Source organism: Rouxiella sp. S1S-2 (assembly GCF_009208105.1).
In the GTDB taxonomy this organism is placed as follows: domain Bacteria; phylum Pseudomonadota; class Gammaproteobacteria; order Enterobacterales; family Enterobacteriaceae; genus Rouxiella.
Genome location: NZ_WFKL01000001.1, coordinates 4,963,682 through 4,976,362, shown reverse-complemented (window position 1 = coordinate 4,976,362; position 12,681 = coordinate 4,963,682). Strand labels below are relative to the sequence as shown.

The following is a 12,681-nucleotide window of genomic DNA, read 5'->3' as shown; positions in this document are numbered from 1 at the left end:
TCAGTTACTCTTTTTCTGACCTGCTGCAGCAGGGGTCTTTTGCTGTAGCTGAGAAGGAACCAGCACGGTGGTCACACGTTTGCCCTTGTCGCTGAAGGCCTGCATCTGCTGCTGTTGCACCAGATAGGTAATGCGATCGCCCTGCACGTTGCTGTCGAGCTGCTCAAGGTAGGCATCGCCGGTCAGCGTAATTAAGTCTTTGTCGACTTCATAGCGTACTTTCAATGCGTGGCCTTTAATAGGCTTGCCGTTATCCTGCATCTGGAAAAAGGTTACAGGATTACCGAAACCTTCCACCACTTCTTTACCCGATTGCCCGTTGGGGCGAACGATGGTCGCGCGGTCGGCATGAACAAGAATACTGCCCTGTTTCACCACAACGTTTCCGGTCAGGGTTACGGTGTTGCTATTGATATCAACCGCTTGATTGTCAGAGGTGATCGTCATTGGTTGAGAGGTGTCAGTTTTCAATGCCAGCGCCGGAATACTTACCGCTAACAGCGAGGTCGTGATCAATAGGTTACGGATTTTGTTTTTGGTTTTGAATTTCATAATTTGTATTTACCTTTTCGATCAGCTGTGCGGTTTTATTTCTCAAGTTACCACGCATTTTCATGCCGTTAGAGGTAAAACCGGTACCATAAATAAAGACTTCGTCGTCTGACGCTACGTCCTGTGTGACCAGGTTAACCTGGGCATTGTCTGTTTTTATTCTTTGCAACTGTGACGTTGCCGGCGTCAGGCTATCAACCTGCACATGACCATAAAGATACAGCATTTTATCATTGGTCAGCTTGGCGCGATCGGCTCGAAGGGTCCAGGTCGCGACGGCATTCTGGTCATACATGGTCACCACTGGATTTGTGAACCAAGTTAACAAGTCAGTGGTGTAATATTTGACCTCGTCAGAGACCAACCGGTAGTTTAGCTTGCCTGTGGGGTCATAAACTACGGTTACCGTATGCTGGCTCTGATACGTAGGATCCTGATTATTAACGGCAACCTCAGGCGTCTTGTCGGTGCTATCCGACAACGTCCAGCCCACAAGCACCAGTACCAGTAGGCCCAGTGCCAGGGTTATCCAACGCTTTATTTTGCTCATATCGACAGCCCTTTGGCGTCCTCCAGCTTGCCCTGCGCCAGTAAAATCAGGTCGCATAATTCGCGTACTGCGCCACGTCCACCTGCTATGCGCGTCACATAATGCGCCTTGGGTAGCAAAATAGGGTGTGCATCGTTTACCGCGACCGAGAGTCCTACTTTCTCCATGACTGGCCAGTCTATCAAGTCATCACCGATATAGGCGACCTGCTCGGGTTGCAGTGACAGTGTATCTAACAGTTCGCGGAAGGCCAAAAGCTTATCTGACTGGCCCTGATAAAGATGGCGAATGCCCAGAGTTTTGGCACGATCTTCCAATAATTTGGCCTTGCGCCCGGTAATAATCGCGACGTCGATATCGGAGGTAATCAGGCAGCGGATGCCATAACCGTCCCGAACGTTAAAGCTTTTCAACTCTTCGCCGTTATTTCCCATGAAAATCAAGCCATCAGACATGACGCCGTCAACGTCGCAAATCAGCAGGCGGACAGCTTTGGCTCGTTCAAGCACTTCTGCGCTAACGGGACCATAACAGGTATCCACATTGGCTGCGCTATTACTCATTCGGGCAATTCCTTAATGTTTTATCGCCATTTAAACTTTTACTCACGCAGCGCGTTTACCCGTTAAACAAGGTTCAAACCACGCCGGCTCTCAACATGTCATGCATATGTACCACACCCAGCAACTGGTCGCCATCGGCAACCATCACGCAGGTAATGTGTTTGTCCTGCATCAAATTGAGGGCATCAACTGCCAACAGCGTGGGACGCACCCGAATGCCGCCGGTGGTCATGACATCGGTAATTTTGGCCTCGTTGACGTTAACGCCCATATCGAAGATTCGACGTAAATCACCGTCGGTAAAGATCCCTTCGATTTTCATTAGATCATCGGTAATCACCGTCATGCCGAGGTTTTTTCGGGTAATTTCCAGCAACGCATCGCGCAGAGAAGCATCTCGGCTAACCTGCGGGATTTCGGTGCCAGTGTGCATGATATCGCTCACGCGCAGGAGAAGCTTGCGACCCAGTGCGCCGCCAGGGTGAGACAAGGCAAAATCTTCTGCCGTAAATCCGCGCGCTTCGAGCAGGGCAACGGCCAAGGCATCGCCCATGACCATGACCGCCGTGGTGCTGGTGGTAGGCGCCAGTCCTAACGGACAGGCTTCCTGCGGAACTTTGACACAGATATGCACGTTTGCCGCTTTGCCCATCGAGCTTTCCGGATTGGCAGTCAGGCAGATCAGGCGGATATCCAGGCGCTTCAATACCGGGATAAGCGCCAGTATCTCATGAGATTCGCCAGAATTTGAAATCAGGATCACGATGTCCTGCTTTGATACCATGCCCAGATCGCCGTGGCTGGCTTCGCCGGGGTGCACAAAAAAGGCCGGCGTGCCGGTGCTGGCAAACGTTGCCGCCATTTTACGCCCAACGTGCCCTGATTTGCCCATACCCATAACAACAATCTTGCCGCTACAGTGGAACATCATTTCACAGGCGCGACTAAAGTCGTCATTAATGTATTGATCCAGCTGTTCCAGGCCTTCTCTTTCGGTTAACAGAACCTGTTTGCCGACGTCGATAAAGTTAAATGTCTTGTAATCAAATGGTGTCATCGTCAATTCCTGTGACTTGCTCTGAATTGCGCAATATTTAAACGGACCTTACCTATTGAAGAAGGTAATGCTGTCCGGAACGAAGAAAAGCACGCCCAGATAAGCGATAAATCCGCACAATAAAAGCGCGCCTGCCAGGTGGCCAATCCGGTGTTTACGCATCAGGCAAAGGCCTGTCAGTATTACGCTGACCACCAGCATGACCCAGTAGTCCCGGTGAAACGCATCGGGATTGAAATGGCCCGGAGCCACTAGCGCGGGCAGGCCGAGAACCAGGCACATATTAAAAATGTTTGCGCCAATGATATTGCCTAGGGCAATGTCGTCTTCACCTTTAAGTGCACCGGCAATAAAAGTCGCCAGCTCAGGTAAACTGGTGCCGATAGCGACCACAGTCAGCCCAATCACCAGCTCGCTCACGCCGAAAAAACGGGCCATAACTGAAGCATTGTCGACAATCATGTTTGAAGCCAGCGGCATGATAATAAACCCCAGCGCCAGCCACAAAAATGCTACTGTGTTGCTTCCGTCCTGAGGTAATTCAGCCATTTGCTCGCGGGTCAGCGTATCTTGCCCGACGTGCTGCGACATCTTGGCGATTTTTACCATCAGCATTAAAAATATCGCCGCGGCGGCTATCAATATGACACCGTCCAACCGACTTAACTCACTGTCGCTCAGTAAAAAACCGCAAAGCACTGTCACTATTAACATTAACGGCAGTTCACGGCGTAAGATATCAGAACGTACGGAAAGTGGATGAATCAGCGCAGCGCCGCCTAGAATCAGAAGAATATTCGTGATATTCGAACCAATTACGTTGCCGACGGCCAAATCCATCTGACCGTTCAGTGCTGCGGTTGTTGATACCACCAGCTCGGGCAGGGAGATTCCTACACCTACGACGGTCATACCAATGATAAGAGGGGGAATGCCTATTGAGCTTGCCAGGACCGAAGCTCCGTACACCAAACGATCGGCGGCATAAACTAACAGAAACAGGCCGACAATCATTAGTACGATAGCGAGAAGCATGAAAAATCCTTTAATGGGTATAATGCAATGTTCGTAAGTCTGGCAAGGAACCAAAATGAGTTCGATCAATCTGACATCAGGCAAAGGGCCTGAGCAGCGTTGAATAGGGTTCCATAATAGCGTTTACCTTGGCTTCTGACTTGGTGTTTTGACACTTTTACTGCTCAGGAACAACAAACCTTAAGCCGTTGTCTGATTTTGACCGTACGTGAACTAAAAGTAAATCAAAGGCAACTTTGGTAAAGCAATCGCGGTAAGTTTTTGTAAAATGTCGGGTGTTAGCGTCGCCGTTTAGGCCAAAGTTATAAAGCGGGTTCTACCATAAGAGGTGTCTTGTGTTGCGTTCGCCTAGGGGAAGAGACAAATGAGTCAGAGCGAAGCGAATCTGGTCGAGATCAAAGGCATGAGTTTCATGCGTGGCGATCGTCCCATTTTCGAAGAGATAAACATGACCGTACCGAAAGGCAAAGTGACCGCTATCATGGGGCCTTCGGGTATCGGTAAAACAACCTTGCTTCGACTGATCGGCGGACAACTTGCGCCGGACAGTGGCGAAATCTGGTTTGATGGTGACAACATACCTACGCTGTCTCGCCGCAAACTGTACGAAGCACGCAAAAAAATGAGCATGTTGTTCCAGTCCGGGGCACTGTTTACCGACCTCACTGTCTTTGAAAACGTGGCGTTTCCGCTGCGCGAGCACAGTAAGCTGCCGGAAGAACTACTGCGTACGACGGTGATGATGAAACTCGAGGCAGTGGGCCTGCGCGGCGCGGCTGAGCTGATGCCTGCTGAACTGTCTGGCGGCATGGCGCGTCGCGTTGCGTTGGCGCGTTCTATTGCGCTTGACCCAGAACTCATCATGTTCGATGAACCTTTCGTCGGTCAGGACCCTATTACGATGGGGGTACTGGTCAAGCTCATTGACGAGCTAAACCATGCTCTCGGCGTCACCTGCATTGTCGTTTCTCACGATGTGCCTGAGGTTCTGAGCATTGCTGACTATGCTTATATTGTTGCCGCTCAGCACGTTATTGCTGAAGGAACCACTGAGGAATTGCATAATAATCCAGACCCGCGCGTTCGCCAGTTTCTCGACGGTATCGCCGATGGACCGGTGCCTTTCCGTTTCCCAGCCGGTGATTATAAAACCGAGCTGCTTGGATGATGGAGTAGTAAATCAATGTTAATTAGGGCGTTAGCGTCATTGGGCCGCAGCGGAATACAGACCTGTACGTCATTCGGACGGGCAGGGCAACTGCTTTTCCGCGCACTGGTAGGAAAGCCGCAGTTTGCCAAGCAATGGCCGTTATTAATCAAACAGCTTTACAGCGTTGGGGTATTGTCGCTGCTGATTATCGTGGTCTCCGGCCTGTTTATCGGCATGGTGCTCGGCTTGCAGGGCTACTTGATATTAACCACCTACAGTGCCGAGGCCAGTCTGGGCATGATGGTGGCGTTGTCCCTGCTGCGCGAACTTGGGCCTGTGGTAACCGCGCTGCTGTTTGCCGGTCGTGCTGGTTCTGCTTTAACCGCAGAAATTGGGCTGATGAAGGCCACCGAGCAAATTTCAAGTCTTGAAATGATGGCCATTGATCCCCTGCGTCGCGTCGTTGCGCCGCGTTTCTGGGCCGGGCTTATCAGCATGCCTCTGCTGACGATAATTTTCGTCGCCGTGGGCATCTGGGGTGGCTCGCTGGTGGGTGTTGACTGGAAAGGCATCGACAGCGGCTTTTTCTGGTCGGCAATGCAAGGTGCTGTAGATTGGCGTCAAGACTTGCTCAACTGCCTGATTAAAAGCGTTGTTTTTGCCATAACTGTAACCTGGATAGCGCTATTCAATGGTTACGATGCAATCCCAACCTCTGAAGGGATTAGCCGGGCTACGACCCGTACCGTGGTGCACTCGTCACTGGCGGTGCTGGGATTGGATTTTGTGCTGACAGCACTGATGTTTGGGAATTGAGCCATGCAAAACAAAAAGAGTGAAGTCTGGGTTGGGGCATTCATGCTCATCGCACTGTGCGCCGCGTTATTTATTTGCCTGAAAGTGGCGGATATTCGTTCATTCGGTTCCGATCCGACTTACCGTATTTATGCCGATTTCGACAATATTGGCGGGTTGAAAACGGGTTCGCCGGTTAAAGTGGGGGGAGTGGTGATTGGCCGCGTCAACAATATCACGCTAGATAAAAACCTTTCGCCGCGCGTGGCGATGGATATCGACCAAAAATACAACCAGATCCCGGACACCAGTTCGCTGGCTATCCGCACTTCGGGTTTGCTGGGGGAGCAGTTCCTGGCGCTGAATATCGGTTTCCAAGACCCTGATATGGGGACGACCATTTTGAAAAATGACGGCACCATTCAGGACACGAAATCGGCTATGGTTCTGGAAGATTTGATAGGCCAGTTCCTTTATAAAAGCGGCGGTAAAGACGACGCTGCAAAATCGGATGATGCCACAGCAACGCCGGATGGCTCGAGCGCACCTGCTCCAGCTTCTCCAACTGCACCCGCGCCTGCGGCACAAGGTAATTAAGAGGAATAGTTATGTTTAAACGTTTAATGGTGGTTGCTTTACTGATGGTTGCACCACTGGCGGCCAACGCCGCCGCTGCGGTTGATAAAACCAATCCTTACAGCGTGATGAATGCTGCGGCCGACGCAACCTTCTCGCGTCTGAAAGCCGAACAACCTAAAATCAAGCAGGATCCGAACTATCTGCGCACCGTGGTTCGTGAAGAACTGTTGCCTTTCGTGCAGGTTAAATACGCGGGTGCACTGGTACTGGGTCGCTACTACAACTCGGCCACACCAGCGCAGCGCGAAGCCTATTTCAGCGCGTTCAGTGATTACCTGCAGCAGGCCTATGGTCAGGCGCTGGCGATGTACACCAATCAGTCTTACCAGGTTCAACCGGCCCAGCCTGTTCCTGCAGGTACCGATATTATCGCTATCCGTGTGACCATTACCGATCCGGGCGGTCGTCCTCCTATTCGCCTTGATTTCCAATGGCGTAAAAATAGCCGTACGGGTGAATGGCAGGCGTATGACATGATTGCCGAAGGCGTGAGCATGATCACCACCAAGCAAAATGAGTGGGCAGATATTCTGCGTCAGAAAGGCATTGATGGCCTGACTGCGCGTCTGAAATCTGCAGCGGCTCAGCCGATTACCCTTCAGCAGAACAATAAATGAGTAGCGGACTGCACTTTGAATCATTGCAGCAATGCCTGATCCTCAGTGGCTGCCTTGACCGTGAAACGCTGCTCCCGCTTTGGGAGCAGCGCGCAAGCCTGCTTAAGGGCGTAACCTGCGTAGACGTCGCACAGTTGGAGCGCGTTGACTCATCCGGGTTGGCGCTGCTGGTGCATTTACGCGATTATGCCGGCAAGCACGGTGTTGATTTAAAGATTTCAGGCATCACCGATCGTTTGAGTACTTTGGTCACGCTGTACAATCTGCAGGGGATCATTCCTCTCGATTAGGGTGGATAGCACAGGCCTAAGAAGAAAAATCCTGCGATAAATCAATATTCAATACAGGGCCCCTGTCTGAAACTCTCATGCAGGGGCTTTTTGATGGTTTAAGAGTTGGCCGGATCTCTATAATATGTTCGGCTATTACTCCCCATACGATTAAACGGGTTATATGGAAACTAACGAAATTAAAGACGTGCTGATGGGCGCATTGGCACTTGATGAAGCACACGTTACCGGCGATGGCAGTCACTTTCAGGCCGTGGTGGTTGGTGCAATGTTTGACGGCATGAGCCGCGTAAAGAAACAGCAAACCGTTTATGCACCACTGATGGAATACATTGCTGACAACCGCATCCACGCGCTCTCTATCAAGGCTTATACCCCGGAAGAATGGCAGCGCGATCGCAAGCTCAACGGTTTTTAAGGGTGACGGGCAAGCGCGTAGCTGCCGGCCATTTTGTTATACCTAAAGTAATTTGATAACAGATAAGAGAGCAACAATGGATAAGTTTCGTGTACAGGGCGGCACCCGCCTCAGTGGAGAAGTCACGATTTCAGGTGCGAAGAATGCCGCACTGCCTATTTTGTTCGCCGCACTGCTCGCCGAAGAACCGGTAGAACTGCAAAACGTTCCGCATTTGAAAGACATTGATACCACCATCAAACTCCTGAGCCAGCTGGGTACTAAAATCGAGCGCAATGGTTCAGTGTGGGTTGATGCGAGCGGCGTAAATGAGTTCCGTGCGCCTTACGACCTGGTGAAAACTATGCGTGCTTCTATCTGGGCGCTGGGTCCATTGGTTGCTCGCTTTGGCCGTGGTGAAGTTTCTTTGCCTGGCGGCTGTGCTATCGGCGCACGTCCGGTCGACTTGCACATTACCGGCCTTGAGCAGCTCGGCGCGAAAATCGTGCTGGAAGAAGGTTACGTTAAAGCCACCGTTGATGGACGCCTGAAAGGTGCACACATCGTCATGGACAAAGTGAGCGTTGGCGCGACGGTGACCATCATGAGTGCCGCAACGTTGGCCGAAGGCACTACTGTTATCGAAAATGCCGCGCGTGAGCCAGAAATTGCTGACACCGCTGTTTTCCTTAACGCGATTGGCGCCAAAATTACCGGTGCTGGCACCGATAGAATCACCATAGAAGGCGTTAAACGGCTCGGCGGCGGGGTACACCGTGTGGTGCCAGACCGCATCGAGACCGGCACCTTCCTGGTAGCCGCAGCGATTTCAGGCGGCAAAGTCGTATGCCGTGAAACGCGTCCCGACACGCTGGATGCCGTATTGGCAAAACTGCGTGAAGCGGGTGCGGATATCGAGACCGGTGAAGACTGGATTAGCCTGGATATGCACGGTAAACGCGCGAAAGCCGTTACGCTGCGCACCGCTCCGCATCCTGGGTTCCCGACCGATATGCAAGCTCAGTTCAGCCTGTTGAACCTGGTGGCCGAAGGTACGGGTGTTATCACCGAAACCATTTTCGAAAACCGTTTCATGCACGTGCCAGAACTGATCCGCATGGGCGCACACGCTGAAATCGAAAGTCATACCCTTATCTGCCACGGCGTTGAAAAACTGTCGGGTGCACAGGTCATGGCCACCGATCTGCGCGCATCAGCAAGCCTGGTACTGGCCGGTTGTATCGCAGAAGGCGTAACCATCGTTGACCGCATTTATCACATCGATCGCGGCTATGAGCGCATCGAAGATAAGCTGCGTCTGTTGGGCGCTAAAATCGAAAGAGTGAGTGGCGCAGAGTAACGTGCATGTTTCATCGCTGAACTGATTGTTGAAGTTCGACGAAAAATAAAAAAAGCCGGAAGGGGTAGCCTTTCCGGCTTTTTTATTCACGATTTTTATCGATGTAAAATTCACTATCCAATAAATTATTATCTAATGGCCGATGTTTAATGAATATTTTAATATTAATTTAATTCATTAAAAAAAATGGCATGCGATTCATGCCATTGCCAAAAGCTCAAGGCTAAAGTTACTACTTTGCACCTGTTAGTCGGTACTATTTATCCCTGGTGGAGGGAGGTGTGTGTCATTTTTTAACGTTATTATATGCTGAACCCTTGAAGCGATAAATATTATAGCGTAATAATTACGGTGTAGGTGATTATTTTCATGAGGGTGAAATAAAAGATGTGTTTATAGTGTGTTGAATGGCTTTTTGATGCGCGATTATTAAAATAAATTAAATTTAGCATGCTGTAATTGATAATAAAGATGTATTAATCACTTGGTATTATCTAAGTGATTATATTTTTCTTTTGATATTTGGAGTGTATGTATTTGAGTGGCATTTTAAGCATCGTTGATAGTCAAGATGTGATTGAAAATACAATCACGATGATAAAATTTCTTGATGAGCCTTGGGGCATAAAAGATATTTCATCATTGCATGTTTATATGAATGGAGCAGCTCGTCACTATACAAATACTCCTTTGGATTTTACAATTGAAGGAAAAATGGACTGTGAGTTTCCAGCGCTATGGAGTGAGTTATGCGAAGAGTTACAAGAGCATGACAGACTCACTGCAAGTGCGTTTCGTCGTGTGTCTGTCATCGAAACACATTATTGGAACGGTAGTTCGTCATTATCATCTTATATTAGTGATAAAATACCCCTTTTTAATAAACGTGGGCAATGTATAGGGACGTTATGGAGCGCAAGAAAAGTTAAACCTTATTCATCTTTAATTTATATTAATCAAGCTAAACCCTCGGTATTAACAAGTGAGCCTCCCATTACGCTATTCGGAGATAAAGAACTCCAGGTGATTTTCTTGTTGATGCAAAACCTTACCTGTAAGGATATGGCCAAGATACTTAATGTATCGCCTAGAACAATTGAAAGCAGATTGAATATTATTTATCAAAAAGTAGATGTGCATTCTATGCATCAACTAAAAGATTTTTGTAAAAGCATTGGACTTGATAGTTATATTCCAGAGTCTTTATTAACTAAAGGCGTTCAGTATTTATAAATCTCGGCATTGAAATGAGCATAATAGAAAATTATCCAATAAGCCGTGTACCCGATATGGCAAGGCTCTCTTTTCTAAGCGTTACACTGGTTCATGCCGGTATGTTGACCGCATTGGACCAATTCATGCTGGGCGCAGTGTTGGGGCACTCTATGACTCTGACCAATGCCTTTATCGCTATTTTCGCGGGTAGCGTCATTTTTGGTATTGTTACTTTTGCGCTGGGTTATGCCGGTATGAAAGAGGGGTTATCGAGTAGCCTGCTCTCCAGATGGTGTGGCTTCGGCCGAGTGGGCTCGCTGTTTGTCAGTTTGGTCATCGTCGTCAGTCTATTGGGGTGGTTTGGCGTACAAAATGCCGTTTTTGCGAAAGGGCTGAACTATGCGCTGAATGACAGGTTTGGCTTTGCGTGGTCAGCCACTTTCTCGGGCCTGTTCCTGACCGTGCTGGTTGCCTTTGGATTTAAAGCCCTGAGATTCACCGCACGCATAGCCGTTCCGCTGTTTATTGCTGTCATTGTTACGGTTTCAATCCTGATACTTACCGGACACAACAGCACTGAACTCGTCAATGCATTGCCGGTAGGCCCTCCGATGTCTGTCGCTGCGGGCATCACGATAGTTGTGGGAGGCTGTATTGTTGCCAGCCTGATCACACCCGATATGAGTCGTTATTCTAAAAGCGGACGGCACGTTTTTTGGATGACGATCATTTCGATTATTATCGGTGAGTTTGTTATCAACGGTCTGGCGATATTATTGGCGAGAGCGGTAAACAGTGCAGACGTGGTGAATATCATGGCCGAGACGGCGGGAGGAATAGGCCTTTTAGTGGTGGTTTTCTCCACCCTTCGCGTCAACGATATTAATCTCTATTCATCATCACTTGGTATCGCCAACTTAGTCTCGGCGTTGACGGGGAGAAAAGTAAATTTTTCGGCTATCACTTTAACCCTAGGTTGTCTGGGAACTGCGCTCTCCGTTGCAGGAATTTTAGACCGCTTCGTAGATTTTCTGACTTTACTTGGCGTGGTATTTCCACCGCTGCTGGGCGTGATGTTAGTGGATTATTTTGTTCTCAAGACCAGCAGACAAACGCTGTACACCAGCCGTCTATTGGGTGAACTTCCGCAATGCACCAGTACGCCGCAAGTTGGATGGACCGCGATCCTCAGCTGCATTTCCGGCAGTATTGTCGGTTTTACAATCGATTGGGGCGTGCCTGCACTCAATTCCATCTTGGCCGCGAGTTTCTTTTACGGGCTCATCGCCTCTTTGTTCAAAAATTAAAAAAGCCGGAAGGAGTAACCTTTCCGGCTTTTTTAATGACTTCAGGTCGGTATATCCGCCGCCTTAGTGTTCTGGATATTCCTGAACGGTGACTTCAAGGCTGATTTTCTTGCCGTTGCGGTTTATCACCACTGGGATCACTGAGCCGGGTCGAACTTCGGCGACCTGGTCCATGGTTTCGATTGCCGAAATGGCCGGTTTGTTATTGACGCTGATGATCACATCTTTCACCTGCATGCCCGCATTGGCGGCCGGACCGTTAGGGGTGACTTCATTCACCACAATGCCCTGCAGATGATCGACATTGGCCGTTGGGCCATGCAGCGGGGAGACTTCACGTCCGGCGATGCCAATGTAACCACGAATGACACGTCCGTCGCGAATAAGTTTGCCCATCACTTTAGTTGCCAGTGCTGTTGGAATGGCGAAGCCAATGCCTTCTGGCGTGGCGCCGTCGTTGCTTTGGTCAAAGGACAGGGTGTTGATACCCACCAGTTCGCCCAGTGAGTTCACCAGTGCGCCGCCCGAGTTGCCTTGATTGATGGAGGCGTCGGTCTGCAAGAAGTTCTGGCGCCCTGATGGACTCAACCCTATGCGGCCGGTGGCGCTAATAATGCCCTGTGTAACGGTTTGCCCGATATTAAACGGATTGCCAATTGCCATCACCACGTCGCCCACGCGCGGAACGCGTTTGGCGTTAAGCGGTATGACCGGCAGGTTGGTGGCGTCAATTTTGAGTACTGCGAGGTCGGTCAGACTATCAGAGCCGACGAGCAGCGCATCGAAAACGCGTCCGTCCTGCAGGGCAACAATAATTTGATCGGCGTTATTAATGACGTGCTTATTGGTAAGAATATAGCCTTTGTCATTCATGATAACGCCAGACCCCAGCGTGCGGATCTGCAATTCGTTTTGCGAAGAGTCGCCCATATTGCGGTTGTAGACGTTCACAACGGCAGGCGCAGCGAGGCGCACCCCTTCGTTATAGCTGGCGGGTTGCTCGCTATGAGAGGTGAAGTCCTGTTCGAATATAGGTTCGACTATCGTTTTGCGCAGCTTCGGTACTGTCGCAAGTAAAATAGCGGCGACGATAAGACCGATGAGGGCAGATCTCAATAACTTAACAAACATGGGGTTTATGGGATGCGAATGAA

At 49.8% G+C, this 12,681-nt stretch carries 15 protein-coding genes; 9 read left to right on the top strand and 6 right to left on the bottom strand.

Features of this window, described 5'->3' with window-relative positions:
• From lptA to GA565_RS22720, 5 genes are all read right to left on the bottom strand, one after another.
• On the bottom strand, positions 1–552 hold the full coding sequence (lptA, locus tag GA565_RS22740; protein WP_055774402.1) for a lipopolysaccharide ABC transporter substrate-binding protein LptA: 552 nt from the start codon (positions 550–552) through the stop codon (positions 1–3).
• Entirely contained in the window at positions 521–1,102 is a 582-nt protein-coding gene (gene lptC / locus GA565_RS22735) for an LPS export ABC transporter periplasmic protein LptC (protein ID WP_152201028.1), read from the bottom strand. The genes lptA and lptC overlap by 32 nt, the downstream gene beginning before the upstream one ends.
• The gene (kdsC, locus tag GA565_RS22730) at positions 1,099–1,665 is read right to left on the bottom strand and encodes a 3-deoxy-manno-octulosonate-8-phosphatase KdsC (RefSeq protein ID WP_055774408.1); all 567 of its coding nucleotides are present in this window, start codon (positions 1,663–1,665) and stop codon (positions 1,099–1,101) included. Before kdsC ends, lptC begins: the two co-directional genes overlap by 4 nt.
• A gap of 73 nt (positions 1,666–1,738) precedes the next feature.
• The gene (kdsD, locus tag GA565_RS22725; protein WP_152201026.1) at positions 1,739–2,722 is read right to left on the bottom strand and encodes an arabinose-5-phosphate isomerase KdsD; all 984 of its coding nucleotides are present in this window, start codon (positions 2,720–2,722) and stop codon (positions 1,739–1,741) included.
• 48 nt (positions 2,723–2,770) lie between these two features.
• Positions 2,771–3,757, bottom strand: a complete 987-nt coding sequence (locus GA565_RS22720) for a calcium/sodium antiporter (protein ID WP_055774413.1) — start codon at positions 3,755–3,757, stop codon at positions 2,771–2,773.
• 364 nt (positions 3,758–4,121) lie between these two features.
• On the opposite strand from GA565_RS22720, the gene mlaF reads away from it, so the two are divergent.
• The 9 genes from mlaF (at position 4,122) to GA565_RS22675 (ending at position 11,527) form a co-directional block, all read left to right on the top strand.
• Positions 4,122–4,925, top strand: a complete 804-nt coding sequence (gene mlaF, locus GA565_RS22715; protein ID WP_055774415.1) for a phospholipid ABC transporter ATP-binding protein MlaF — start codon at positions 4,122–4,124, stop codon at positions 4,923–4,925.
• Between the two features lie 15 nt (positions 4,926–4,940).
• On the top strand, positions 4,941–5,723 hold the full coding sequence (gene mlaE / locus GA565_RS22710) for a lipid asymmetry maintenance ABC transporter permease subunit MlaE (RefSeq protein ID WP_152201024.1): 783 nt from the start codon (positions 4,941–4,943) through the stop codon (positions 5,721–5,723).
• 3 nt (positions 5,724–5,726) lie between these two features.
• Entirely contained in the window at positions 5,727–6,299 is a 573-nt protein-coding gene (gene mlaD / locus GA565_RS22705; protein ID WP_152201023.1) for an outer membrane lipid asymmetry maintenance protein MlaD, read from the top strand.
• Positions 6,300–6,310: 11 nt separating this feature from the next.
• Positions 6,311–6,958 (top strand): phospholipid-binding protein MlaC, encoded by a 648-nt coding sequence (gene mlaC, locus GA565_RS22700; protein WP_152201021.1) that lies wholly within the window; start codon positions 6,311–6,313, stop codon positions 6,956–6,958.
• Complete coding sequence (gene mlaB, locus GA565_RS22695; protein WP_055774429.1) at positions 6,955–7,248, top strand: lipid asymmetry maintenance protein MlaB; 294 nt, start codon at positions 6,955–6,957, stop codon at positions 7,246–7,248. Before mlaC ends, mlaB begins: the two co-directional genes overlap by 4 nt.
• Before the next feature lie 163 nt (positions 7,249–7,411).
• A complete protein-coding gene (gene ibaG, locus GA565_RS22690) occupies positions 7,412–7,666 on the top strand; it encodes a BolA family iron metabolism protein IbaG (protein WP_055774434.1) in 255 nt (84 codons plus the stop codon).
• A gap of 76 nt (positions 7,667–7,742) precedes the next feature.
• Complete coding sequence (gene murA, locus GA565_RS22685; protein ID WP_055774437.1) at positions 7,743–9,005, top strand: UDP-N-acetylglucosamine 1-carboxyvinyltransferase; 1,263 nt, start codon at positions 7,743–7,745, stop codon at positions 9,003–9,005.
• A gap of 594 nt (positions 9,006–9,599) precedes the next feature.
• A complete protein-coding gene (locus tag GA565_RS22680) occupies positions 9,600–10,238 on the top strand; it encodes a helix-turn-helix transcriptional regulator (protein WP_226951055.1) in 639 nt (212 codons plus the stop codon).
• Positions 10,239–10,252: 14 nt separating this feature from the next.
• Complete coding sequence (locus GA565_RS22675; protein ID WP_152201019.1) at positions 10,253–11,527, top strand: cytosine permease; 1,275 nt, start codon at positions 10,253–10,255, stop codon at positions 11,525–11,527.
• Positions 11,528–11,590: 63 nt separating this feature from the next.
• Here GA565_RS22675 and degS read toward each other — a convergent pair whose 3' ends face one another.
• Positions 11,591–12,658, bottom strand: a complete 1,068-nt coding sequence (degS, locus tag GA565_RS22670; RefSeq protein WP_152201018.1) for an outer membrane-stress sensor serine endopeptidase DegS — start codon at positions 12,656–12,658, stop codon at positions 11,591–11,593.
• Positions 12,659–12,681 lie beyond the last annotated feature (23 nt).